The organism is Phenylobacterium sp. (assembly GCF_030693405.1).
Taxonomy (GTDB): domain Bacteria; phylum Pseudomonadota; class Alphaproteobacteria; order Caulobacterales; family Caulobacteraceae; genus Phenylobacterium.
This window is the reverse complement of the sequence record NZ_JAUYAW010000081.1, coordinates 1-24,010: the sequence shown is the minus strand read 5'-3', so window position 1 is coordinate 24,010 and position 24,010 is coordinate 1. Positions and strand designations below refer to the sequence as shown.

At 67.7% G+C, this 24,010-nt stretch carries 18 protein-coding genes; 9 read left to right on the top strand and 9 right to left on the bottom strand.

The genetic code is table 11. The annotated features are described in order from the left end of the window. The first annotated feature begins 2 nt into the window (after window positions 1–2). The 5 genes from cysT (at window position 3) to Q8N19_RS16530 (ending at window position 4,881) form a co-directional block, all read left to right on the top strand. On the top strand, window positions 3–839 hold the full coding sequence (gene cysT, locus Q8N19_RS16550; RefSeq protein ID WP_305592600.1) for a sulfate ABC transporter permease subunit CysT: 837 nt from the start codon (window positions 3–5) through the stop codon (window positions 837–839). Next, window positions 836–1,669 carry a sulfate ABC transporter permease subunit CysW gene (gene cysW / locus Q8N19_RS16545; RefSeq protein ID WP_305592598.1) on the top strand — a complete coding sequence of 278 codons (834 nt, stop codon included), beginning with the start codon at window positions 836–838 and terminating at the stop codon, window positions 1,667–1,669. Before cysT ends, cysW begins: the two co-directional genes overlap by 4 nt. 7 nt (window positions 1,670–1,676) lie before the next feature. Beyond that, complete coding sequence (locus Q8N19_RS16540) at window positions 1,677–2,702, top strand: sulfate/molybdate ABC transporter ATP-binding protein (protein ID WP_305592596.1); 1,026 nt, start codon at window positions 1,677–1,679, stop codon at window positions 2,700–2,702. Window positions 2,703–2,783: 81 nt separating this feature from the next. Beyond that, the gene (locus Q8N19_RS16535) at window positions 2,784–4,184 is read left to right on the top strand and encodes an alginate export family protein (RefSeq protein WP_305592594.1); all 1,401 of its coding nucleotides are present in this window, start codon (window positions 2,784–2,786) and stop codon (window positions 4,182–4,184) included. A 178-nt stretch (window positions 4,185–4,362) separates the two neighbouring features. After that, entirely contained in the window at window positions 4,363–4,881 is a 519-nt protein-coding gene (locus tag Q8N19_RS16530) for a DUF1993 family protein (protein ID WP_305592592.1), read from the top strand. A 22-nt stretch (window positions 4,882–4,903) separates the two neighbouring features. Here Q8N19_RS16530 and Q8N19_RS16525 read toward each other — a convergent pair whose 3' ends face one another. The 4 genes from Q8N19_RS16525 to gltB all read right to left on the bottom strand — a co-directional run bounded on the left by Q8N19_RS16525 (window position 4,904) and on the right by gltB (window position 14,199). Then, the gene (locus Q8N19_RS16525) at window positions 4,904–5,587 is read right to left on the bottom strand and encodes a Fe2+-dependent dioxygenase (protein ID WP_305592590.1); all 684 of its coding nucleotides are present in this window, start codon (window positions 5,585–5,587) and stop codon (window positions 4,904–4,906) included. 85 nt (window positions 5,588–5,672) lie between these two features. Next, on the bottom strand, window positions 5,673–7,910 hold the full coding sequence (locus Q8N19_RS16520; protein WP_305592588.1) for a TonB-dependent siderophore receptor: 2,238 nt from the start codon (window positions 7,908–7,910) through the stop codon (window positions 5,673–5,675). A 168-nt stretch (window positions 7,911–8,078) separates the two neighbouring features. After that, window positions 8,079–9,530, bottom strand: a complete 1,452-nt coding sequence (locus Q8N19_RS16515) for a glutamate synthase subunit beta (protein ID WP_305592586.1) — start codon at window positions 9,528–9,530, stop codon at window positions 8,079–8,081. Window positions 9,531–9,552: 22 nt separating this feature from the next. Continuing rightward, complete coding sequence (gltB, locus tag Q8N19_RS16510) at window positions 9,553–14,199, bottom strand: glutamate synthase large subunit (protein WP_305592584.1); 4,647 nt, start codon at window positions 14,197–14,199, stop codon at window positions 9,553–9,555. Window positions 14,200–14,567: 368 nt separating this feature from the next. Here gltB and Q8N19_RS16505 point away from each other — a divergent pair, with 368 nt between their 5' ends. Continuing rightward, the gene (locus Q8N19_RS16505; RefSeq protein ID WP_300573079.1) at window positions 14,568–14,906 is read left to right on the top strand and encodes a hypothetical protein; all 339 of its coding nucleotides are present in this window, start codon (window positions 14,568–14,570) and stop codon (window positions 14,904–14,906) included. An 81-nt stretch (window positions 14,907–14,987) separates the two neighbouring features. On the opposite strand, the gene Q8N19_RS16500 is transcribed toward Q8N19_RS16505, so the two are convergent. Genes Q8N19_RS16500 through rlmJ form a run of 4 tightly spaced genes read right to left on the bottom strand, consistent with a single transcriptional unit; the run spans window position 14,988 to window position 19,027 of the window. Continuing rightward, window positions 14,988–15,464, bottom strand: a complete 477-nt coding sequence (locus Q8N19_RS16500) for a cytochrome c (protein WP_305592582.1) — start codon at window positions 15,462–15,464, stop codon at window positions 14,988–14,990. Window positions 15,465–15,519: 55 nt separating this feature from the next. After that, window positions 15,520–17,574 carry an AsmA family protein gene (locus tag Q8N19_RS16495; protein ID WP_305592580.1) on the bottom strand — a complete coding sequence of 685 codons (2,055 nt, stop codon included), beginning with the start codon at window positions 17,572–17,574 and terminating at the stop codon, window positions 15,520–15,522. 55 nt (window positions 17,575–17,629) lie between these two features. Then, window positions 17,630–18,193, bottom strand: coding sequence for a sugar transferase (locus Q8N19_RS16490; protein WP_305592578.1), 564 nt, complete (start codon window positions 18,191–18,193; stop codon window positions 17,630–17,632). A gap of 9 nt (window positions 18,194–18,202) precedes the next feature. Next, window positions 18,203–19,027: a 23S rRNA (adenine(2030)-N(6))-methyltransferase RlmJ gene (rlmJ, locus tag Q8N19_RS16485; protein ID WP_305592576.1), complete on the bottom strand. Its 825-nt coding sequence runs from the start codon at window positions 19,025–19,027 to the stop codon at window positions 18,203–18,205. An 89-nt stretch (window positions 19,028–19,116) separates the two neighbouring features. Between rlmJ and Q8N19_RS16480 the strand changes: the two genes are divergently transcribed. From Q8N19_RS16480 to Q8N19_RS16470, 3 genes are all read left to right on the top strand, one after another. Next, window positions 19,117–20,154, top strand: a complete 1,038-nt coding sequence (locus Q8N19_RS16480; protein WP_305592574.1) for a DNA topoisomerase IB — start codon at window positions 19,117–19,119, stop codon at window positions 20,152–20,154. Between the two features lie 177 nt (window positions 20,155–20,331). Continuing rightward, entirely contained in the window at window positions 20,332–22,617 is a 2,286-nt protein-coding gene (locus Q8N19_RS16475; protein ID WP_305592572.1) for a calcium-binding protein, read from the top strand. A gap of 31 nt (window positions 22,618–22,648) precedes the next feature. Then, a complete protein-coding gene (locus Q8N19_RS16470) occupies window positions 22,649–23,362 on the top strand; it encodes a glutathione S-transferase family protein (RefSeq protein WP_305592570.1) in 714 nt (237 codons plus the stop codon). Between the two features lie 69 nt (window positions 23,363–23,431). On the opposite strand, the gene Q8N19_RS16465 is transcribed toward Q8N19_RS16470, so the two are convergent. Further along, window positions 23,432–23,815, bottom strand: coding sequence for a hypothetical protein (locus Q8N19_RS16465; RefSeq protein WP_305592568.1), 384 nt, complete (start codon window positions 23,813–23,815; stop codon window positions 23,432–23,434). Window positions 23,816–24,010 lie beyond the last annotated feature (195 nt).

The following is a 24,010-nucleotide window of genomic DNA, read 5'->3' as shown; positions in this document are numbered from 1 at the left end:
CCATGTCCCGCAAGCCCTGGCGCAAGGGCTCCGTCCTGCCAGGCTTTCCGCTGGCGCTCGGACTGACGCTGACCTGGCTGAGCCTCATCTTTCTGATCCCACTCAGCGCCCTGTTGCTTCGCCCGTGGGAGCTTGGCCTGTCTGGCTTCTGGACCGTGGTCACCGACCCCCGGGTCCTCGCCGCCCTCCGGATCAGCTTCGGCTCCGCGGCCCTGGCGGCCGCGATCAACGCCGGCCTCGGCCTGCTCATCGCGTGGGTGCTGTCGCGCTACGATTTCCCGGGGCGACGGTGGGTCGACGCCCTGGTCGATCTTCCCTTCGCCCTGCCGACGGCGGTGGCCGGCATCGCGCTCACAGCCATCTACGCGCCGAATGGGCCCCTGGGGGCGCCGCTGGCGGAGATGGGACTACGGGTCGCCTACACCCCTCTGGGCATAGTGCTGGCCCTGATCTTCGTCGGGCTGCCCTTTGTGGTCAGGACGGTCCAGCCTGTCCTTGAAGACCTCGACCGGGAGGTGGAGGAGGCAGCGCGCACCCTTGGCGCGACGCCGCGCCAGACCGCCTGGCGGGTGGTGCTGCCCGCCCTCGCCCCTGCCCTGCTCACCGGCGTCGGCCTGGCCTTCGCCAGAGCGGCCGGGGAGTACGGCTCGGTGATCTTCATCGCCGGCAACATGCCCCTCAGATCGGAGATCGCCCCCTTGCTGATCGTCATCAAGCTGGAGCAGTTCGACTATGCCGGCGCAGCGGCCGTGGGTCTGGCCATGCTGGCCCTGTCGTTCACGGGCCTGCTGCTGCTCAATACGCTGCAAGGCGCCCTGGCCCGGCGGGGGCGCGCATGAACGCCCGCCGGCTCTCCGCAGGCCGTCTCGCTCTGATCGCCTCGGCGCTCATCGCGCTCAGCCTGATCGTCGTCCTGCCTCTGGCGATGGTGTTCCATGAGGCTCTCCGGCAGGGCGCTGGCGCCTATGTCGCGGCCCTGGCCGAGCCCGACGCCTGGGCGGCCATGCGACTTACCCTCCTGGTCGCCGCGATCTCGGTGCCGCTCAACGCGGTGTTTGGCCTCGCCGCCGCCTGGACAATCGCCAAGTTCGAGTTCCGGGGGCGCAGCCTGCTCGTCACGCTCATCGACCTGCCGTTCTCGATCTCGCCGGTCGTGTCGGGGCTCGTCTGGGTGCTGCTGTTTGGCGTCAACGGCTGGCTGGGGCCCTTGATGCAGGAGCTAGGGATCCGGGTGATCTTCAACATCACCGGGGTGATCCTGGCCACCCTGCTGGTGACCCTGCCCTTCGTCGCCCGGGAGCTGATCCCGCTGATGGAACAGCAGGGCGGCGACGAGGAGACCGCCGCCATCACGCTGGGCGCGGGACCCTGGACCACCTTCTTTCGCGTCACCCTGCCCAATGTGAAGTGGGGCCTGCTCTACGGGGTCCTGCTCTGCAACGCCCGGGCGATGGGGGAATTCGGCGCGGTCTCCGTGGTCTCCGGACACATCCGGGGCCTGACCAACACCCTGCCGCTGCATGTGGAGATTCTCTACAATGAGTATGACTTCGTCGGCGCCTTCGCGGTCGCCACGGTTCTCGCCGGTCTCGCCCTCGTCACCCTGGGGCTCAAGTCCGCCCTCGAATGGCGGCATGCCGGCGAGCTCGCCGCGGTCCGGCGACACTGACGCCGCCATGCCGTTGATCGTCGACAATGTCTGCAAGCGGTTTGGCGACCACGTCGCCCTCGACGGCGTGTCCCTTGAGGCGCGACAGGGCGAGTTCCTGGCCCTGCTGGGACCGTCGGGCTCTGGAAAGACCACCCTGCTGCGCGTCCTGGCGGGCCTGGAACGACCAGACCAGGGCGCCGTGACCTTTGCCGGCGAAGATCTGCTGGCCATGGACGCCCGCGCGCGGCGGATCGGCATGGTCTTCCAGCACTATGCGCTCTTTCGGCACATGAGCGTGGCGCAGAACATCGCCTTTGGCCTGGAAGTGCGTCCCGCCAGGTCCAGGCCGGCGCCCTCGGAGATCCGCAAGCGGGTCGAGCGGTTGCTGGAGCTTGTCCAGCTTCAGGGCCTGGGCGGGCGCTATCCGGCCCAGCTTTCCGGCGGTCAGCGGCAGCGGGTGGCCCTGGCCCGGGCCTTGGCGATCGAGCCGCGCATGCTGTTGCTGGACGAGCCCTTCGGGGCGCTGGACGCCCGGGTGCGCCGCGACCTGCGCGCCTGGCTGAGGCAGATCCATGATGAGACGGGCCTCACCACCATCTTCGTGACCCACGACCAGGAGGAGGCCATGGACCTCGCCGACCGGGTGGCCATCCTGCGGGATGGGCGTCTGGAACAGGTGGACACTCCGGATCGGATCTACGACTCGCCGGCCTCAGCCTTCGTCTTCAGCTTTGTCGGCGAAGGGGTCCAGTTGCCAGGCCATGTCGCTGACGGCGTGCTCTCGGCGGCGGGTTGGCGCACCCCGGCTCCGGCGGGAACCGCCGCTGGCGAGGTGACGGTGAGCTTCCGCGGCGAGTGCGCCGACCTGCTTCCCGCGCCAGCCGACGGCCTGCCCGCCCGCATTCTCGCCGTGTCGCGACGCGGCGGATCGTCGCGCGTGACCTGCGAGATCGGAGGCCAGACCTTCACCCTGGAAGCCCCAAAAACCCTTATGGCGCCTGGAGTTGAGGCGCGCCTCATCCCCCGCAGCCTGACCCTTCACCCAAAGTGACGCTTAAGCCTCAGGCAAGGTTTGCGGTCTAGCCCGCAATCGCGGACCGACGTTGTCCGAACAGAGAGAATTCTGAACACCATGACGCTGAAGACCTCGCGCGCCCTGGGCGCCTCCCTGATCGTGCTGGCCAGCGCTGTCGCCGCCAGCCCCGCCGCGGCGCAGTCCGCGCCCTGGACGCTGCATGACGCCGTTGGCGCGCCGGACAATCTGAAGCTCTCGGGCACGGTCCGGGCGCGCTATGAGAGCCTGGATGGCCAGTATCGCCCGGCCTTTGGCGACGGCTCCGACCAGGGCCTCGTCCTGCGCTCGACCCTGTTCGCCGAGCTGGATCTGAAGCCGGTGCGGATCGGCGGCGAGATCATCGACGCGCGGGTCTATCTGAACGACAGCGGCTCGCCGACCGGCACGGGCGACGTCAACGCCCTGGAGCTGATCCAGGCCTATGTGGCCGCTGACGTAAACGACCTGTTCGTCGAGGGCGCCAAGGGCTCGGCCACGCTCGGTCGCTTCACCCTGGACATCGGTTCGCGCCGTCTGGTGGGTCGTTCCTCGTACGGCAATGCAACCAACGCCTTCGCCGGCGTCCGCGCCGACTGGAGCGCCAAGTCGGCCGGCGCCGCCACCCTGTTCTACACCTACCCCCTGCAGAAGCGCCCGTCCGACCGGGCCGGCATCCTCGACAATGAGATCGAGACCGACCGGCAGAACGACGACCTGGTGTTCTTCGGCGGCATCTACACCACGCCCAAGTTCGCTGACGGCGGCCAGCTGGAGGTCTTCGCGCTCCGTCTTGAGGAAGAGGACTCCCCCCGGGTCGCCACCCGCAACCGCCGCCTGACCACGGTGGGCGGCCGCTTCGTCCGCAACCCGGCGGCCGGCCAGTGGGACTATGAGTTCGAGGGCGGCTGGCAGACCGGCGAGACGCGCAACTCCACCAGCGCCGCTGACCGCCGCGACCTGGACGTGGACGCCCAGTACCTGCACCTGGAGGTCGGCAAGACCTTCGAGGGCGCGTGGTCGCCCCGCGTGGCTCTGGAATACGACTTCGCCAGCGGCGACAAGAGCAGCACCGACGGCGAGTACAATCGCTTCGATGGCCTGTTTGGTCCGCGACGCCCGGACTTCGGCCCGGTCGGCGCCTATGGTCCGCTGGGCCGCTCCAACTTCAACTCCCCCGGCGTGCGGGTCGAGGTGGTTCCCAACAAGCGCTGGGACGCCATGGTCTTCTACCGCGCGCTCTATCTGGACGAGGCCACCGACTCCTTCGCCAGCACTGGCGTCCGCGACGCCACTGGCCGTTCGGGCGACTTCGCCGGCCACCAGATTGAGGCCCGCGCCCGCTACTGGATCGTGCCCAAGGCCACCCGCCTGGAGTTCGGCTTCGCCAAGCTGGTGAACGGCGAGTTCCTGGACAACGCCCCCAACGCCACCGGCGCAGAGCCCCTGTTCGGCTATGTGGAAGTCACCCAGACCTTCTAAGGCCTCCTCCCCCGGATGTTCCTGAACGGGCAGGGTCGGACGGTTCCGCGGAGCCGCCTGACCCTGCCCGCCTCTTTTCCGGGGTCGGCTTAAGGTGTGGATGAACCGGCCAGGGCCATGGCGCGGGGGGCCGCGGAGCCCCATTTGGGGTCAAGCTTGACCCTTAGGAGACGCTCCCTTGGCCCTGACCCTCTATGACGCCTCGATCCCGGTCTATGTGCAGATGCTGCGCAACCTCGCCGCCCTGCTCAACAAGGCCGAGGCCCACGCCAAGGCGAGCGGCCAACCGCTCTCGGACCTACTTGAGGCGCGTCTTGCACCGGACATGCATTCGCTGATCGGTCAGATCCAGCTGGCCACCGATGCGGCCAAGGGCGGCGCGGCCCGTCTGGCCGGCGTCACCCCGCCGGTCATGCCCGACACCGAGACCACCTATGACGACCTGAAGGCCCGCGTCGCCAAGACCCTGGCCTTCGTCGAATCCATCACCCCTGATCAGGTGAGCGACGACCTGGAGCGGACCATCGAGCTGCCTCTGCCCCGCGGCGCCATGACCTTCACGGCCAAGGACTTCGTCCTGACCTTCTCCCTGCCCAACTTCCTGTTCCACGTCTCGATGGCCTACGCCCTGCTGCGCCACAAGGGCGCCCCGATCGGCAAGATGGACTATCTGGCTGGCGGCCGGGCCCCCGCCTGAGCCTGAGGGGCCGGGGAGACGGCTAAAGGTCGCCCCACATCCGCAGCAGATTGTGGTAGGCGCCGGTCAGCGAGATCAGCTCCGGCGCCCCGGCCCCCACCTTGCCGGCCAGCTGCTGGATGGCGATGTCCATCTGGAACAGCAGGCTGCGCTGGGCGTCGTCGCGGATCATGCTCTGGATCCAGAAGAAGCTGGAGACCCGGGCCCCACGGGTCACGGCGCGTACCTGGTGCAGGCTTGAGGCCGGATAGAGGATCATGTCCCCGGCCGGCAGCTTCACCTCATGGACGCCATAGGTGTCCTCCACCAGCAGTTCGCCGCCGTCATAGTCTTCGGGCTCGGTGAGGAAGAGGGTGGCTGAGAGGTCGCTGCGGATGCGCACCCGCCCATCGGGGCTCTGGCGCACGGCGTTGTCCACATGCAGGCCGAAGGTCTGGCCACCGCCATAGCGGTTGAACAGGGGCGGAAACACCGTCTGCGGCAGGGCGGCGGTGACGAACAGGGGATTGCGCGACAGAGCATCGAGGATGCGCTCCCCGGCCTGCCGCGCCTCCGGCGAGGCCTCGGGCAGCTGTTCGTTGCGCTTGGCGAGCGCCGACTGGGCGCCGGAGGTGACATTGCCGTCCACCCAGGCGCCGGCGTCGATGAGGCGGCGAAGGTCGGCGACCTGCGCCTTGGTCAGCACCTCGGGGATCTGCAGCATCATGGGACACGTCCTTGGGGCCGGAAGCAGAGGCGGCCCCGCGGGCGAACCCGCGGGGCCTGGAACTGAACGCGCGTTCCGCGTGGGGTCAGAACTTGGCGTTCAGGGTCAGCAGGGCCTGGCGGGCCGGGCCGTAGTCGGCATGGTGAACCCCGTTGGTCCGGGCGATGTAATCCTCGTCCGTCACGTTCTGGACGTTGAGCTGCAGGTTCAGGCGGTCGTTGATCCGGTAGCTGGCGAAGGCGTCGAAGCGCCAGTATTCCGGGGCGTAGACGCCATTGGCCCCGCCGCCGGCGCCGCCCTGGTTGCCGCCGAAGCTGTCAGAGACATAGTAGGCGCCGCCCCCGAGGCTGAGCGCCGGGGTCAGCTGATAGGTCGAGAACAGGCTGAAGCTGTGTTCCGGCGTGTTGGCCAGCGGATCGCCCACATTGACGTTGTTGTAAGCGCCCCTGACCAGCTCGGACTCCATATAGGTGTAGCCGCCGAACACCGACCAGGCTGGGGTCACCTGCCCCGTCACGGCCAGCTCCAAGCCGCGGACCTCGGTCTCGCCAGCCTGGGCGTAGACGCCGACATCCACGAGGATCTGCGCGTTCTGGCGGTTGACCTGGAACAGCGCCGCCGAGGTCGACAGGCGTTCGCCGAAGAAGGCCCACTTCACGCCGATCTCTGTCGAGGTGGTTTCTTCGGGGTCCAGGAGCTGGTTGGCGAGGTTGCCCGATCCCACGCCGGCGGAGGTGTTCTGATCGCCGCCGGAGATGGTGGGTGGGGTCGAGGCGGTGCCGTACGATAGGTAGAGGCTGCCGTGGGCGGTGGGCTTGTAGACGAGGCCCGCCTGATAGTTGGTGAAGCTCCAGTCGCCCTCGCTGGCGGTGACAGCGGTCGTCGTCACGTTGCGGCCGCTCACCGAATACTCGTCATGCCGCAGGCCGAGGTTGAGCTTCCAGCGGTCCCCGAAGGACAGGGTGTCGAACACATAGATGCCGACCGTCTTAGAGACGGTCGAGGAGACCGGACCCCGGACGATCGTCCCGGCCCAGGGGTCGGACGGATTTGGCGCATAGACCAGCGTGCAGTCGCCCGTGCCCGCGCCGGTGAAGCCCGCCGGACAGGCTGAGCCCGCCGTCGTCGTCACCGTATAGCTCGCGTTCTCGTTCTTCTCCCGGGAGAGCTCCAGCCCGATATCATAGCTGTGCTCGATCGCCCCGGTGGTGAAGCGGCCATAGACGTCGGCCACCGCCGCCACCGTGGTGGCCGGGTTCCAGCGGGACTTGAGGCCACGCTTCATCCACCACTGTCCGTCCACGAACTGGGCGTTTCCGCCGTCGCCCGGATTGGTGACCACGTAGTCATTGACCGTCTTGGCGTAGCGGAAGACGCCTCTGAAGGTCATGGCGGCGTTGATGTCGTGCTCGCCCACAAGGGTCGCGATATCGGCCGTGGTCTCCTGAAAGTCCCGGGCGGTGAGGCCGTAGAAGGCGTCGCGCGGCACGTCGAGAATGCCGGTCTCGGTGGCGGTCACCCCGGGCAGCTTCCGCGACAGCGGCACCCCATAATCGGGCATGTCGTTGCGGGTCAGGTGTTGGTAGCTCAGCGTCAGCCGGCTGTCGGTCCCCAGGCCGAGGGCTGCGGCCACCGCCGCCCCCCAGGTGTCAAAATCCACAGCGTCGCGCTGGGGAACATCGCCCTGGGCGGCCATCAGATTGACCCGCACCGCGCTGGTGTCGCCCAGCACATAGTTGGCGTCCACGCTCGCGCGGACATAGGAGTCGGTCCCGACCCGCAGGCTGGCGCTGGTCGCCTCGACGAGCTTGGGTTGCTTGCTGGTCAGGTTGATGCTGCCGCCGCCGGAGCCCCGGCCATTATAGGCAGAGTCCGGCCCCTTCACGACTTCCACCTGCTCGAGGTTGAAGATGTCCCGGACCTGGCCGCCGCTGTCGCGGACGCCGTCGACAAAGACGTTGTTGCCTGAGGCCTGGCCCCGGATGAAGGGGCGGTCGGCCAGCGGCTGGCCGCCCTCCCCGGCGCCGAAGGTGATGCCCGGCGAGGTGCGCAGAATGTCCTGCAGCGAGGTTGCGGCGGTCTGTTCGATCACAATCTGCGGAATGACGGTGACGCTGCGCGGGGTGTCCAGCAGGTCAGCGGTGAACTTAGGCGAGACGGGCTCGGCGGCCAGATGCCCTTCGACCCGCACGCCGGCCACCTCGTGGGGCGCATCCTCTGCCTGGGCCTGCGGCGCCAGAGCGAGACCGGCGAGACCGGCGACTGCGGCCGGCGTCCAGGCGCGTCTGGCATAGGCGCGAACGCCCGAAAATGGCTTCGTCATGTGCGGGAACCCCCAAGTGCAAATAAGACTGCGAGGCGTTCTTATTTGTCACCGGAAGAAACGACAATGCGAATCTTTCGCATTTACGCCGCAATGTTGAGACCCGCGTTCTTTTCCCGCGACAGCAGTCGGCGGCAGGCGAGGCGCCCGCCGCCGGTTATGGCTGTCTCAGCGGGGCAGCTTGCTCGCGCCCATCAGATAGGCGTCCACCGCCTGAGCGGCCTGACGCCCCTCGCGGATGGCCCAGACCACCAGGGACTGGCCCCGGCGCATGTCGCCGCAGGAGAAGATGCGCGGCTCAGAGGTGCGATAGTCGTCCACCGAGGCCTTCACATTGCCGCGCGCATCGAGATCGACCTTGGCCTGGTCGACGAAGCCCTCATGGCGGGGGCTGACAAAGCCCATGGCCAGCAGAACGAGGTCGGCCTTCAGCTGGAAGGTGCTGCCCTCGATCTCCTTCATGACCATGCGGCCGTCATCGCCCTTGACCCACTCCAGGCGGGCGCATTCCAGGGCTTCGATCTTGCCGTCCTTGCCGATGGCCCGCTTGGTGGCGACGGCGAAGTCGCGCTCGCAGCCCTCCTCGTGGCTGGACGAGGTGCGCAGCTTCAGCGGCCAGTCCGGCCAGGTCATCAGCTTGTTTTCCCGGGCCGGCGGCTGGGGCATGATTTCCAGCTGGGTCACCGAGGCCGCGCCATGGCGGTTCGAGGTGCCGATGCAGTCGGAGCCGGTGTCCCCGCCGCCTATCACCACCACGTGCTTGCCCTTGGCCGACAGGGTTCCGGTCGGAGCGGCCACCTCTTCGGCGTCGCCCGCCACGCGGCGGTTCTGCTGGGTCAGGAAGTCCATGGCGAAATGGATGCCATCCAGGTCGCGGTTCTCGATTTCCAGATCGCGGGGCTTTTCGGCGCCGCCAGCCATGACCAGGACGTCGTAGTCATCCAGCAGGCGCTGGACCGAGACGTTGACGCCGACCTCGAAATTGGTGCGGAAGATGACGCCTTCGGCCTCCATCTGGCGCACCCGACGGTCAATCAGGTGCTTCTCCATCTTGAAGTCCGGGATGCCGTAGCGCAGCAGCCCGCCGATCCGGTCGCTCTTTTCGAACACGGTCGGGGCGTGGCCCGCCCGGGCCAGCTGCTGGGCGCAGGCCAGGCCCGCAGGCCCGGAACCGACCACGGCGATCCGCTTGCCCGTGCCCCGCGGCGAGGGTTGCGGCGTGATCCAGCCTTCTTCCCACCCCTTGTCGACGATCTGGCATTCGATCGTCTTGATGGTCACCGGGGTGTCGACGATGTTCAGCGTGCAGGCTGCCTCGCACGGCGCGGGGCAGACCCGGCCGGTGAACTCCGGGAAGTTGTTGGTCGACTGGAGATTCTCCAGCGCCGCCAGCCACTGCTCGCGATAGACGAGGTTATTGAAGTCCGGGATCTGGTTGTTCACCGGACAGCCATTGTGACAGTAGGGAATCCCGCAATCCATGCAGCGGGAGGCCTGCTTGGTCAGCTCAGGCTGGGCCAGGGGTTTGACGAATTCGTTCCAGGTCTTCAGCCGGGACTCGGGCTTTTCGTAGCCACGGTCCTGACGTTCGATCTCAAGGAAGCCGGTGGGCTTTCCCATGACGGTGCTCCGATCTTCAGTCTTATTCGGCGGCGACGGCGGCGGCGGCCTTGCGTTCCTGAGCCAGGTCCAGCAGGGCGCGACGATAGTCAGTCGGCATCACCTTGCGGAAATTGGCCAGCTCGGCGTCCCAGTTTTCCAGGATCATCCGGGCCCGGGCGCTGCCGGTGTAGAGCTGGTGCCGCTCAATGAGAATGCGCAGGCGTTCGGCGTCGAAGGCCAGAACGTCGCCCATGCCATTGTCGTCCACCGACACCGACTTCTGCCGCGGACGCTGGGCGTCCTCGGCCGGGTCGCTGGCGGTCGCAGGCGCGATGGTCTCGATCTCCACCATGGCCTTGTTGCACAGGGGCTCGAACCGGTTGGTCGGGTCATAGACATAGGCCACGCCCCCGGACATGCCGGCGGCGAAGTTGCGGCCCGTGTCGCCGAGGACAACGACCACCCCGCCGGTCATGTACTCGCAGCCGTGGTCGCCCACGCCCTCGACCACCGCCACGGCGCCGGAGTTGCGGACGGCGAAACGCTCGCCAGCCACCCCTTCAAAATAGGCCTCGCCGGCGATGGCGCCGTATAGGACCGTATTGCCGATGATGATGTTCTGGGTCGGCTCGCGCTTGGAGTTCGGCGGCTGGCGCACGATCACGCGGCCGCCGGACAGGCCCTTGCCCACATAGTCATTGCTGTCGCCGACCAGCTCCAGGGTCACGCCCCGGGCCGCAAACGCCCCAAAGCTCTGACCGCCGGTGCCCCGGAAGGTGAAGGAGATGGTCCCGTCGGGCAGGCCGGCATGGCCATGCGCCATGGCCACCTCGCCCGAGAGCATCGCGCCCACCGTGCGGTTGATGTTGCGGATCTCGAACTCGCCGCGAACCGCCTCGCCGCCATCGATCGCCGGACGGGCGGCGGCCAGCAGCTGGTGGTCCAGAGCCATGGTCAGGCCATGGTCCTGCTGCTCGGTGTTCCACAGCCCCTTCGGGTGCTCCATCGGTGCCTGATAGAGGAGGCGGGAGAGATCGACCCCGCGGGCCTTCCAGTGATCGACCGCAGGCGCAGCGTCGAGCAGGTCCACCCGGCCGACCATTTCGTTCATGGTGCGGACGCCCAGCAGGGCCATGATCTCGCGCAGCTCTTCGGCAACGAAGAAGAAGTAGTTGATCACGTGCTCGGGCTGGCCGTTGAAGCGGGCCCGCAGGACAGGATCCTGGGTGGCCACCCCCACCGGACAGGTGTTCAGGTGGCACTTGCGCATCATGATGCAGCCGGCCGCGATCAGCGGGGCGGTGGCGAAGCCGAACTCCTCGGCGCCCAGCAGGGCTCCGATAGCCACGTCCCGGCCCGTGCGCAGGCCGCCGTCCACCTGCACGGCGATGCGCGAGCGCAGGCCGTTCAGCAGCAGGGTCTGCTGGGTCTCGGCCAGGCCGATTTCCCAGGGCGAACCTGCGTGCGTCAGGGAGGTCAGCGGCGAGGCGCCGGTGCCGCCTTCGAAGCCTGAGATGGTCACATGGTCGGCGCGCGCCTTTGAGACGCCCGCAGCCACCGTGCCCACGCCGACTTCGGAGACCAGCTTCACGGAGATGCGGGCCTTGGGATTGACGTTCTTCAGGTCGTGGATCAGCTGGGCAAGATCCTCGATCGAATAGATGTCGTGGTGCGGCGGCGGGCTGATCAGGCCGACGCCCGGGGTCGAATGGCGCACCTTGGCGATGGCCTTGTCGACCTTGTGGCCTGGCAGCTGACCGCCCTCCCCGGGCTTGGCGCCCTGGGCCATCTTGATTTGGATGTCGTCGGCGTTGACCAGATAGTCCGCCGTGACCCCGAACCGGCCGGACGCCACCTGCTTGATCTTGGAGCGCATGGAGTCGCCGTTCGGCAGGGGCGTGAAGCGATCAGGCTCCTCGCCGCCCTCCCCGGTGTTGGACCGGGCGCCGATGCGGTTCATGGCCATGGCCAGGGTGGTGTGCGCCTCACGGCTGATGGAGCCGAAGCTCATCGCGCCGGTGGAGAAGCGCTTGACGATCTCGCTGGCGGGCTCGACCTCGTCGATCGGGATAGCCTTGTCGGCCAGCTTGAAGCGCATCAGGCCGCGGATGGTCAGCAGCCGCTCGCTCTGTTCGTTGATGCTGGCGGCGAAGGCCTTGTACTCGTCGGGCAGGTTGCCGCGGACGGCGTGCTGCAGACGGGCCACCGAGTCCGGCGTCCAGGCGTGGGTCTCGCCGCGCAGGCGGTAGGCGTAGGAACCGCCCACGTCGAGCATGTGGCGATAGATCGGATTGTCGCCAAAGGCGTCCTTGTGACGACGCACGGCCTCCTCGGCGATCTCGCCCAGACCGACGCCCTCGATGGTCGAGGCGGTGCCGGTGAAGTACTTTTCGATGATCTCGGAGTTCAGGCCGACGGCGTCAAAGATCTGCGCGCCGCAATAGGACTGGTAGGTCGAGATGCCCATCTTGGACATGACCTTCAGAATGCCCTTGCCGACCGCCTTGATATAGTTCTTGCGGGCGTCCTTGGCCGAGATGTCGAGCTTGTTCTGCACCCGCAGCTGCTCGATGGTCTCGAACGCCAGATAGGGATTCACAGCCTCTGCGCCATAGCCGGCCAGGACGCAGAAGTGATGCACCTCGCGGGCTTCGCCGGTCTCGATGACGAGGCCGGTCTGCATGCGCAGGCCCTGACGGATCAGGTGATGGTGAACCGCCGCGGTGGCCAGCGCCGCCGGGATCGGGATGCGGTCGGCGCTGACGGCCCGATCCGACAGGATCAGGATGTTCATGCCGGCCAGCACCTCGTCGGTGGCCTCGCGGCACAGGCGTTCCAGGGCCCGCTCCAGCCCGCCGGCGCCCTCGTCGGCCGCCCAGGTGGCGTCGAGCGTGGCGGTGCGGAAGGCGCCATCGAGCAGCTCGTTGATCGAGCGGATCTTGGCCAGGGCCTCATTGGTGAGGATCGGCTGGGCGACTTCCAGGCGCTTATGCGAACCAGCCTGACGGCCGAGCAGGTTCGGACGGGGCCCGATCATCGAGACCAAGCTCATGACCAGCTCTTCGCGGATCGGGTCGATGGGCGGGTTGGTGACCTGGGCGAAGTTCTGCTTGAAGTACTCGTAGATCAGCTTCGGCCGCTGCGAGAGCACGGCGATGGGCGTGTCGGCGCCCATGGAGCCGATGGGATCGTCGCCCAGGCGCGCCATCGGCTCCAGGAAGAACTGCTGGTCTTCCTGGGTGTAGCCGAAGGCCTGCTGGCGATCGAGCAGCACGGCCGGGTCGTCGATCTTGACGGGCTCGGACTCCTCGGCGTCAACCACGTCCTCGAGCTTGAACTGGGTCTCGGCCAGCCACTCCTCATAGGGCTTGGCGCCGGCGAGCGAGGCCTTGATCTCCTCGTCCTCGATGATGCGCCCCTCCTCCATGTCGATGAGGAGCATCTTGCCGGGCTGCAGACGCCACTTGCGGACGATGCGCTCGTCCTCGACGGGCAGCACGCCGACCTCCGAGGCCATGATCACATGGTCCTGGTCGGTGATGACGAAGCGGGCCGGACGCAGGCCGTTGCGGTCCAGGGTAGCGCCGATCTGGCGGCCGTCGGTGAAAGCCACGGCGGCGGGGCCGTCCCACGGCTCCATCAGGGCGGCGTGGTACTCGTAGAAAGCCTTGCGCTTGGAATCCATCAGCGGATTGCCGGCCCAGGCTTCCGGGATCAGCATCATCACCGCGTGCGCCAGGGAATAGCCGCCAGCGATCAGCAGTTCGAGGGCGTTGTCCAGGCAGGCGGTGTCCGACTGACCGTGCGGGATCAGCGGCCACATCTTGTCGAGATCGGCGCCCAGCAGGTCGGATTCCATCCCGCGACGACGGGCGTTCATCCAGTTCACATTGCCGCGGACGGTGTTGATCTCACCGTTGTGGGCCATGAACCGGTACGGGTGGGCCAGCCGCCAGGACGGGAAGGTGTTCGTGGAGAACCGCTGGTGAACCAGGGCCAGGGCGGATTCCGCCAGGGGATTGGCGAGGTCTTCGTAGAAGGTCCCCACCTGGCCGGCCAGCAGCAGGCCCTTATAGACCACGGTGCGGGTCGACAGGGACGGCAGATAGAGATCCTTCAGGCCCGGAAGACCCTTCTTCTCGGCCAACTGGGCGATGGGGTTCTGGATCTGCTTGCGAACGGCCAGCAGCTTCCGCTCATGGGCGTCCTGATCCTTGATGGTCGGGCCGCGGCCGATGAAAGCCTGGCGGATCACCGGCATGGCGTCCAGCACGGCCTGGCCGATGCCGTCCAGGTTCACCGGCACGTCGCGCCAGCCGAGAACCGGCTGCTTTTCGACCTTCATGAAGTGTTCGAACTGAGCCACGGCGACCTCGCGCGCAGCCTCGTCGGCCGGCAGGAAGCACATGGCCACAGCGTATTCGCCGGCCGGAGGCAGATCGACGCCGTTGTCCTTGGCCCAGGCGCGATACAGTCCATCAGGAATCTGAATCAGAATCCCGGCGCCGTCGCCGACCAGCGGGTCAGCGCCCACCGCGCCGCGGTGATCCAGATTGACCAGAATCTGCAGACCCGCCTGCACGACCTCATGCGATTTGCGGCCTTTAATATTGGCCACAAACCCTACGCCGCACGCATCATGCTCGTTACGCGGATCATACAATCCTTGCCGCTCTGGCGCCCCCATACGGACTCCCTTCCACTTGCTACGGGCGCACGTCGGCGCGGCCCCGAGGGGCCGTTTGGGACGCGCGTTGGAACCGCGCATTTACCCGGCAAGAACATCCCTTGTCGATGGGGCAGACGCGGCTGAATTGAAATGATCTTCCAAGTTGCGGCTTCAAGCGCCGCTCAATCGCCCCAAATGGGCCTCAGCGGCTCAAAAGGGCGTCTGATCACGATTGAGCGATGGCGCGGGCGAGGTTCAAGGTCGAGACTGTTTGAGCGGCGTCATCGCGGTCCGGCGGCGGGCGCCTTGCAATTCCTGCACGGATGCGATTGGAGACCGGCTCGTTCCTGCGCTATTTTCCCGTCACCGAACTTGAGGAGTGCCTGATGACCGACCAGATCGAACGGCCCTGGGCCCTGATGCGCCATCACGCCGGTTGGGCCGACGTCTTCCATATCGAGAAGGAAGCCGGGGACTCCGTGACGGGCTTCTATCCCGACCGGGAAACCGTGGGGCCGCCGGTGAGCTATTCCGTGCGCGCGGTGCTCGCCCGCTTCCCGACCATGGAGGCCGCCCGGGCCGCCCGCGAAGGCGCAGTGGCCGAGTGGCGCAAGCATGACGCCGGCGTCCAGGAGGCTGAAGAAAAGCTGCGCGCCGCCGAAAAGGCCCGCGAGGACGCCTGGCTAGGTTGCCTGCGCGAAGCCGCCGACCGCTCGGTCGGCTGAAACCAGTCTGCTCTGCCCTGAACACACCCCGTCGCCTCCTGGCGGCGGGGTTTTTCATGACCCCAGGTCAGGACCTCTGGCTCAGTCCTCTTCGCGATAGGCGGTATGGCAGGTCTTGCAGGCGGCGCCCACCAGGGCGGCCTGCTTGCGGACCGCGGCCAGGTCGCCCGCTCGGGACAGGGCGTTCAGCTGGCTGGTCTGGGTCCTGAGATTGGCGGCCGCATCAGCAAATCCCGCCGCATCGCTCCAGACCGCGGCCCGCGCGCCGGTGTCGGCCCCGGACTCCGGGCCGCTGCCCCGGGGAAACCAGGTGGGGAGTTGACCGGCGTGGCCCTCCAGCCGGGCCGCCGCGCTCGCCACGGCCGCGAGGTCAGGCTTGCCGCCGCGGAGTTCATCGTTCACCGCCTTGAAGGCAGCGCCGATCTGCTTGAACCCGGCCTGCCGGGCGGCGACCGCTCGCTCGGCTGCGCTTTCGGCCGCCGCCGGAGAAGCCCCGGTCAGCAGCGCGGCCGAAGCCAGGGCGAGGGCGGCGGCGAGGCCGGCGGATGTCGTCTTCATGGGGAGGATCCGACCGTGAACGGAGGGGGAGTGTTGCGATCTCGCCAGGGCGGCGTCAATTGGCCGGCGCGCCAGCCTTGCGGGCGTCGGAGATCAGGGCGCCGCAGGCGGCGTCCTCGGCCAGGCCCGGATCGAGGAAGGGCAGCAGCGCCGCCAACGGAGCGGCGACCACGCCCAGGGCGACCGCCAGACCGCCCTGGGCGATGGCGCCAGCGGCTTCGACGCCCACCTGGGGCGCCAGCATCGGTCCGCTGACCGTCACCGGCGCCATCAGCCGGATCAGACGAGGCTCCTTGGGTTCGCCATCCAGGCGGAAATCGATCCGCTCGCGACCCAGATCGATCTCACCCTCGCCCCGGCCCAGGACCGGCCCGGTGTCAAAGACGATGGCGCTGGCGCGCAACACCCCTTGCCGGCCCTTGAAGTGCGCCACGGCGCAACGCACCGGCGTCCGCGACTGGTCGTCGGTCAGCAGGAGGCCCAGGCCGCGGGTGACGTTGATCCCGATCAGTTCGGCGAAGGCGGCGCGGATTTCCCCTTGCGGCACGACCAGGAGCGCCTCGCCCTCCGCATTGGCGAAGGCGCGGTGCACCGAGGCGCCGGCGCCTCTCAGCTTGACCCGACCCACGAGGTCACCCGACAGCGGGGCCACGCCCCCCTCCCCGGCCGGCAGCAGCTGCTCCAGGCGGGCGCGGGTCAGGCGCATGTCCAGGTCGGTGATCGGCACGTCGGGGCGCGCATCCAGGGAGATACGGCCCGCGAACGCGCCCTGGGGCAGGGAAAACACCACCTCCTGAGCGTCGAGGAAGCCGTCCTCCAGGGTCAGGCTCACCCGCGCCCCGCGCAGGGGGAGGTTCGGCGCCTCGATCGCATCGGCGCGATAGGTCAGCTCGGCGTCCATGGACCTGATCCGGTGGACGTCCAATGTCGCATCCGGGAAGAGCCGCTGCTGGGCGCGGAGCTGTTGGGCCATCTCCTCCTGGGCGGCCGAGGCGGTCTCCCCCGAGCCCGTCGAGGGGGCGCCGCCGAACAGGGTGGCCAGATCGTCCAGATCCAACCGCCGGGAGCGCAGGTCGGCTGAGAGGAAGGGGCGCGCCTGGGTGACGTCGACTCGCAGACTGCCCGACAGGTCGCTGTCGCCCAGCCGCCCGCCAAGGTCGTCCAGCCGATAGATCTGGCCCTCGCGCACGAGGCGGCCCGACAGCCGGTAGGGGGGCGTATTGGGCAGGGCCAGCCCGGTCAGGCCGTACAGCCTCGCCAGGTCTGGACCTTCGGCGGTGAGGTCAAGGCCGAACCGGCCGAGATCGAACGGCTCTGGCAGGGCGCCCTTAGCCGTCACGCGGGTCGCGCCGGCGCGGATGTCGGCGTCGAAGGGATAGGGCTCGTCCGGATTCACATTGATCAGCGGGCCGCCATTGACGCGCAGCCGGAACACCTCGCCGTTCAGGTTTCCGTCGCCGGTCAGGGCGAACCCGGCGTCGCCGCCACGCACCTCGCTGGCCTCCACGCCGCCGGAGAATCGCAGGCCGCGCTGCTCATCGATCACCTCAAGCTGCCCGCCCTCAATGATGAACCGACGGATGGCGGGAAGATCGACCGGGTCGGAGGCTTCGCCGGGCTGGGAGAAATCCCAGGTGGCCCGGCCCTCGGCGTCGCGCTGCAGTCGCGCCACCGGGCGGGTCAGTTCCAGCCGCGACAGGATCGTCCGGCCACGAAACAGCGGCAGCAACTCCATCTGGATGGTCAGCCGCTCGATCTCGACCATCTTGCCCTCGCCGGCCCAGCCGGGATCGCCGATGCTGAGGCCGTTGACTGTCGCCGAGGGCCGCAGGGACCAGGGCTGGGCGTCGAGATCTCCGGCCAGGATGACCTCGCGGCCCAGGCGGGCTGAGGCGAAGGCGCCGATCGGGCCGCGCAACAGGTTCCAGTCGAAGAGCAGCAGGAAGAGCCCAAGGGCCAGGACGACCGCCCCCAGGGCCCCGCCGCTCCACAGAGCGCGGCGGCGGAAGCCCTGACGGGCCTCCGGCGTGCTGCGGCGAGCATGGGCTTCCACGGCCTTTAGGCGCAGGGCGGAAAAGCGGTGCGAAAGGCCAGGAGGAAGCTGCGGCACGGGGGGACTCCAACTGAAGTCCCCTACAACGCGTCAGTCGCCGACTTGTCGCCCGTCAGTGCGAAACCCCCTTCGCTGCAACCGCAGCGCGCAGGGTGATCAGGATGATCCGGATGTCGAAGATCAGGCTGCGCCGGTCAGCATATTCGACGTCAAGACGCACCTTGTCGGGAATGGGCAGGTCGTCGCGACCATTGATCTGCGCCCAGCCGGTGACACCGGGCCGCAGGCGATGAACGCCGGCCTCGGTCCGCAGAGCGACCAGGTCATCCTGGTTGAACAGGGCGGGACGGGGGCCGACCAAGCTCATCTGGCCGACAAGCACGCTCCAGAGCTGGGGAAACTCATCCAGGCTGGTGCGACGCAGGAGCCGCCCGAGCGGTGTGATCCAATGTTGTGGGTCGTCCAGCAGGTGGGTCGCCACATCGGGGGTGTCGATCCGCATGCTGCGAAACTTGGGCATCAGGAAGATGGTGTTGTCACGGCCCACCCGCCGCGACCAGTGGATCGCCGGGCCTGGCGAATCCAGTCGTACAGCAACCGCGATGATCAGCAGCACCGGCCACAGCACTGCTAGACCGGCCAGGGCAGCGACGATGTCGAAGGATCGCTTGAGCACGCCTGCCCCTCAGCCCGCCGACCAGACCTGGGCCTTGCCGCCCGGGGTCTCAGCGACCACCGCCGAACAGATCGCCTGCAACACCGCCTGCGCACCATCAGGCGGATTGATCAGGCCCAGGGCGCAGCCGTTCATCTTCATCGGGTCTTCCAGCGGTCGCATCCTGGCCTCGGCGATCAGGATCGGCGCCGGGTCGCAGGCGTCCTCCAGGTCACGGACGAAGACGTCGAGGGTGTGCAGATCCTTGAGCGGTAGCCAGATCAGCAGGGTCGCGGCCGGGTCCTGATCGAGGACGCCGGCGGCCAGGTCGCAGCTGCGCCCATAGTCGTCGGCCCGCTCGAACGGGGGATCGATCAGCACAAGATGCCGCGCGCCCGGCGCCAGGCGGTCGACGGCGCCGGCGAAGCCGTCGGCGCCGTGGGTCGCCACCCCCGTGCGGCCGGCCATCAGCGTTGAGAGACGGGCGTGCTCGTCCGGCTGCATCTCGAAGACATCGTATCGGTCGCCCGGCCGCAGGGCCCGGGCGATCAACCAGGGCGAACCCGGATAGAGCCAGGTCTCGCCGCCAGAATTCGCCTCGGCCACCGCCTGGACCAGGGGTGTCATCTCCCCCGCGGGCTCGGCCTGGGCCATCAGGCGCATGACGCCCGCCTCCGCCTCGCCCGAACGACGGGCCTCCGGCCCGCGCAGGTCGTAGAGGCCTGAGCCGCCATGGGTGTCGATCACCTGCACGGGCTCGCCGGCCCTCGGCATCTGGCTGAGCAGCCAAAGCAGGGCCGCGTGCTTGACCAGATCGGCGAAATTTCCGGCGTGGAAGGCGTGGCGATAGTTCAAGGCGCACCGGCGGATGGAAAGAGGAACCGGCGGGGTTCCTACCACGTTGCTCGCCGCGCCGGGCGCCCGGCCCGTGAGGAATCCGCCGCATGCCGCGCGATATCGCCGAGCTCAAGTCCGAAACCCGCGCCGCTGGCCTCATCTATGTGAACCCCGACGATCCGGGGATCTCCCGGCGGGCGGGCAAGGCGGGTTTCTCCTATCGTGACGCCAGGGGGGATCTGGTGAAGGACGAAGGCGCCCTCGCCCGCATTCAGGCCCTGGTGATCCCGCCAGCCTGGACCGATGTCTGGATCTGTCCCAACGCCAGGGGCCACATCCAGGCCACCGGCCGGGACCAGCGAGGACGACGGCAGTACCGCTATCACGACCGCTGGCGCGAAAGCCGGGACCTGGCGAAGTTCGAGCGGGTCGCCGCCTTCGGTCGGGCCCTGCCGCGCCTGCGCAAACAGGTGGAGGCCGATCTCGCCCGCCGGGGCCTGCCCCGGGAAAAGGTGCTGGCCGCCGTCATCCGCCTGCTGGAAGTGACGCTGATCCGGGTCGGCAATGACGAGTATGCCCGCACCAACAAGAGCTTCGGCCTGACCACCCTGCGTGACCGACACGCGCGCATCAGCACCCGCGGCGTCACCTTCGCCTTCCGCGGCAAGGGCGGCAAACAGCACGAGACCTCGTTCCAGGACCGGAAGCTCGCGCGGGTCGTGAAGTCCTGCCAGGACCTGCCCGGCCAGCGGCTGTTCCAGTATCTCGACGAGGATGGCGAGCGTCGAGCCGTGGAGTCGGCCGATGTGAACGCCTATCTGCGCGCGGCCATGGGGGAGGAGGTCAGCGCCAAGGACTTCCGCACCTGGGCGGCCACCGTCTCGGCCGCCCGCGCCCTGGTGGAGCACGGCGGCTGTTCGACCCAGACCGAGACGAAGCGGAACCTGAACACCTGCATCAAGGCGGTGGCGGGCCTGCTGGGAAATACGCCAGCCGTCTGCCGCCGGGCCTACATCCACCCCCTGGTTCTTGAGGCTTACGCGGCGGGGAATCTGCCCCTGAAAGCGACCGCCAGCCCAAGGGCGTTCGAGCTGTCGGTCATCCAGTTCCTGGAATTTGCCCGCCAGGTGCAACCCGCGGATTGAAGCTCAGGGGTCGGCCCGCCCCTGCGTCCTTTGGGCCACATTTGAGGCTCGCGCGCTAAGATGGTTGGCAGCATCGTTCCCGTCTGGATTGTCCGTTGTATGGTGAAGCTGAAGACGTCGCAGCCGACGTCTCGCAGCGCCGATGCGTATGCGAAGTGAGCGTGTGGGAGAAACGCTTTGGCCATCACCGTCGGCACGACCGGACATGACTCGCTTGCCGGGGACGCCGCCACACAGGGCTATGTTGTTGGACTTGAGGGAAATGACACCCTGGCCGCTCAGGCCTCGATGCAAACCCTGCTCGGGATGGCGGGCGACGACGTTCTGATCGGCGCCGACAGGACAACCGCAAAAGGCGGCGACGGCGCCGATCTGCTGCGAGGTGTGACCGAGGGTTTCGGCGGCTCGGGCGATGACACGATCATCGGCGCGGTTGTCGTGTCGAGTTTTGGCGCGAACCTCCACGGCGGCCCGGGGAATGACAGCATCGTTGGCAGTGCGGGCGGCGACTGGCTGTCAGGCGGCGGTGGTTCGAACACCCTGCACGGCGGGGCCGGGAATGACATATTCATGTTGTTCGACCGGAGCGTCGAGACCGGCCTAGGTGGATATGTCCCCACCACCTATGGCGACGGCGATCCCGGCTCGAACACCATCGACGGCGGTAGCGGCGTCGATGAGATGCGCCTAGGCACGTTCTGGGGCGATGGCTCACCGACCGCCGGCGACATGATCGTCGACTTCGCGTCAGGTTTAGCAACCACCTCGGCCTTCACTCACACCAGCTTCACTGGGTCCACAAGTTACATTCCAGCCGGGCAGATCCGGTTCTCGAATATCGAAGTGGTGGAGACCGGGTCAGGGAACGACTCGATCCAAGGCGGAACGTCCGGAGACCGGCTCACCGGAAACTACGGCGCCGACACGATCCAAGGCGGAGGCGGCGCCGACACGATCATGGGCGACCAGTTCTATGCGCGGTCATCTAGTTCGCCCGCGGACGCTGGGAACCTGCTGAGGGGCGAAGATGGCGACGATTCCATCGCTGGCGGCGCCGGTGGCGACGTCCTGGATGGAGGCGCTGGCGCAGACACCCTGGAGGGCCGCGAGGGCGCCGATGTGCTGACGGGCGGCGACGGCGACGATCGACTGATCGCCGGGAAGGGGGCCGACACCCTGACAGGCGGCGCAGGCGCCGACACCTTCGTCTTCGCCGACGATCTTGATGCGCGCGAGGGCGCCGCCAACCTTATCCTTGACTGGTCCTCAGCCGACCGTCTCGACTTCCTGAACAACCTGCCCAACGGCTACACCGAACGTACCGCCGCAACCTACCAAGCCGCTTACGACGACGCGCAGGCCGTGGTCCGGGCGGCCCCTGTGAGCTATGTCGCAACTCAGGTGGGCTCCGACGTCATCGTCTTCGTCAACAACCGGATCGCCGACGGATTTGATATACCGGTCGAGACCACCAAGACACTGGATGAAGCCGTCATCCTGCGAGGCCGGACGCTGGCCGATATCTCGGCCGCCAACATCCAGGGCGCTGTGGCCGTAGAGGTGGGTGCGGTGTCGCCAGCACCGACGACGCCCCTTCAGCCGACGCCGCAGGGCTCGACCGCCTTCGGCGGCTACAACCCCACGGCGGCGCTGAACATCCAGCCTGCCGACAAGGTCTCTTTCCCGGGCGGCGCTAACCAGGCCACGGTCCTGTTCGACGGAGCGACGATCACCGTCGTCATGGGCGGCGTGTCCGTCACGTTCGGATCCAACATCTCCGCTGTCTCGAAGGCGGGCGGTTTGCTTATGGCCGATGGCTCAAGCCTGTTCATTGGCGATGCCGGGAACGAAGCCTTTGTCGGCGGCTTCCGAGGCGACGCGGCCTACGGCGGCCTTGGCGACGACACCCTTGACGGCGGCGCAGGCGCAGACCTGCTGCAGGGCAATCAGGGCCGCGACCATATCTTCGGCGGCGATGGCGCGGACACGATCTATGGCGGAAAGGACGACGACACCCTGTTCGCGGGCGAGGGGCAGAATTTCGCCCAGGGGAATCTCGGTCGGGACATCATCCGCGGCGGTGGCGGCGCAGAGACCCTGCTAGGTGGGAAGGACAATGACACGGTCTCCGGCGATGGCGGTGGCGACTTCCTGAACGGCAATATGGGCGATGACTCGATCGCGGGTGGCGCAGGCGACGACACCCTCTTCGGTGAGGGGGGGAGCGACACCTTGTCGGGCGGCGCGGGAGCCGACGTATTCGGGGCATTCCTGGGCCAGGGCCTGGATCAGATCGTAGACTTCAATCCGGCGGAGGGCGACCGCATCCGCCTGCTGGCCGGTATGAGCTACAGCGTCACACAATCGGGGGCCGACGCTGTGGTGTCCCTCGGCGCCGGGGATCAGTTTATTCTGACAGGGGTCTCGGCAAGCGCGCTCAGCGGTGATTGGATCGGCGCGTAGACCTAACCAATCCGGACCCAAAGGAAACGCCATGTCGCTGAAGCTCTATTCCGGGGATCTGAGCCCCTATTCCGCGCGGGTGCGGATGCAGATCTACGCCAAGGGCATCACCGATATCGAGATCGCCCGGCCGGCCACCTTCGGCACGCCGCAGTTCCGCAAGGACTATCCCATCGGCCGCATCCCGGTGCTGGAAGGCGACGGCGAACCCATGGCGGAGTCCGAGGTCATCGCCGAGTATCTTGAAGAACGCTATCCCGAGCCCTCGATGCTGGGCGCCACCCCGCGGGAGACGGCCCAGATCCGGACCCTGGCTCGCATCGGCGATATCTACATCATGAACAACATGTTCATGCTCTCACCGCAGTCGCGGGCCGACACCCGCAATCAGGGGATCGTCGATCTGCTGGGTGGCCAGGTGGTCCGCAACATCAAGGCCCTGGACAAGATGATCGGCGAGGATGGCTTCGCCTTCGGCGGCCGCCTCACCCTGGCCGACTGCGCCATCGTGCCGGGCCTCTTCCTGGTGGAGAACGTGCTGCCGTCGGTGGGCATGGACAACCCGGTGCCGTCGACGCCCAAGGTCGCCGCCTATTGGGCCGCGATTCAGCAACAGGCGCCCGCCGCCAAGGTCCTGGAGGAACTCCACCGAGGTCTGGAAGAGCGCCGCGAACTGATCCGCAGCGGCGTGTTCCAGAAGATGATGGCCAAGGCCGCGGCCGACATGGCCGCCGCCGAAGACTAGCCCCGTCCTTAGCGAGCCTCGTCTTGAGGCCGTCGACGCAGGCGGGCGATCGGCCTGCGTCGGATGGCGTCAGGGCGCCGGCATCGCGCAGACCGTTGCGGCCAGCGTCTGGAATCCGGCTGTGCTGTCGGTCCAGGGCAGGCTCGCGCTCGGCGTCGCCGAGTTAATCCGGGCGCCGCTGGAGTCGTAGTTGGTCCCGTTGAGAAACGCCGCCGTCTTCGCCGCGCAGTCGAAAGCCACCGTGTGGATCGAATAGGCCACGGGGGTCGAAATGCCATTGAAGGGCGTGGGGGTGTCGTAAAGCGTTTGCACAGAGGTCGTTCGCGTAGCGCCCGAGAACGCGATCTCCTCCGAGGTGAATGACCAGGCGGCAAAGGCGTCACGTGCGACGCCCTCATAATAGGGTTCAGCGGCGGCCCCAGCCGCCAGGATCATCGCCAGAACTGCAAGCATGTTCACCCCCCCTTTAGAAGCTGCGACCTCCCGCGCCTACTGCACGGTCAAACCCTCGGCCGCCATGTATCCATCCTCGCCCAGCACGCCCGTGACGGTGGCCTGGGCGGTAAAGCTGCCGCCTGTATTGTCCTGCACCACAAACGAAATCTGGCCGCTCGGCGCATCCGGATTGGGCTTCACCCGGGTGAAGCC

Coding starts and splice junctions, on each gene's coding strand:
- cysT (WP_305592600.1), top strand. CDS start 3: ATGTCCCGCAAGCCCTGGCGCAAGGGCTCCGTCCTGCCAGGCTTTCCG.
- cysW (WP_305592598.1), top strand. CDS start 836: ATGAACGCCCGCCGGCTCTCCGCAGGCCGTCTCGCTCTGATCGCCTCG.
- Q8N19_RS16540 (WP_305592596.1), top strand. CDS start 1,677: ATGCCGTTGATCGTCGACAATGTCTGCAAGCGGTTTGGCGACCACGTC.
- Q8N19_RS16535 (WP_305592594.1), top strand. CDS start 2,784: ATGACGCTGAAGACCTCGCGCGCCCTGGGCGCCTCCCTGATCGTGCTG.
- Q8N19_RS16525 (WP_305592590.1), bottom strand. CDS start 5,587: ATGATGCTGCAGATCCCCGAGGTGCTGACCAAGGCGCAGGTCGCCGAC.
- Q8N19_RS16520 (WP_305592588.1), bottom strand. CDS start 7,910: ATGACGAAGCCATTTTCGGGCGTTCGCGCCTATGCCAGACGCGCCTGG.
- Q8N19_RS16515 (WP_305592586.1), bottom strand. CDS start 9,530: ATGGGAAAGCCCACCGGCTTCCTTGAGATCGAACGTCAGGACCGTGGC.
- gltB (WP_305592584.1), bottom strand. CDS start 14,199: ATGGGGGCGCCAGAGCGGCAAGGATTGTATGATCCGCGTAACGAGCAT.
- Q8N19_RS16505 (WP_300573079.1), top strand. CDS start 14,568: ATGACCGACCAGATCGAACGGCCCTGGGCCCTGATGCGCCATCACGCC.
- Q8N19_RS16500 (WP_305592582.1), bottom strand. CDS start 15,464: ATGAAGACGACATCCGCCGGCCTCGCCGCCGCCCTCGCCCTGGCTTCG.
- Q8N19_RS16480 (WP_305592574.1), top strand. CDS start 19,117: ATGCCGCGCGATATCGCCGAGCTCAAGTCCGAAACCCGCGCCGCTGGC.
- Q8N19_RS16470 (WP_305592570.1), top strand. CDS start 22,649: ATGTCGCTGAAGCTCTATTCCGGGGATCTGAGCCCCTATTCCGCGCGG.
- Q8N19_RS16465 (WP_305592568.1), bottom strand. CDS start 23,815: ATGCTTGCAGTTCTGGCGATGATCCTGGCGGCTGGGGCCGCCGCTGAA.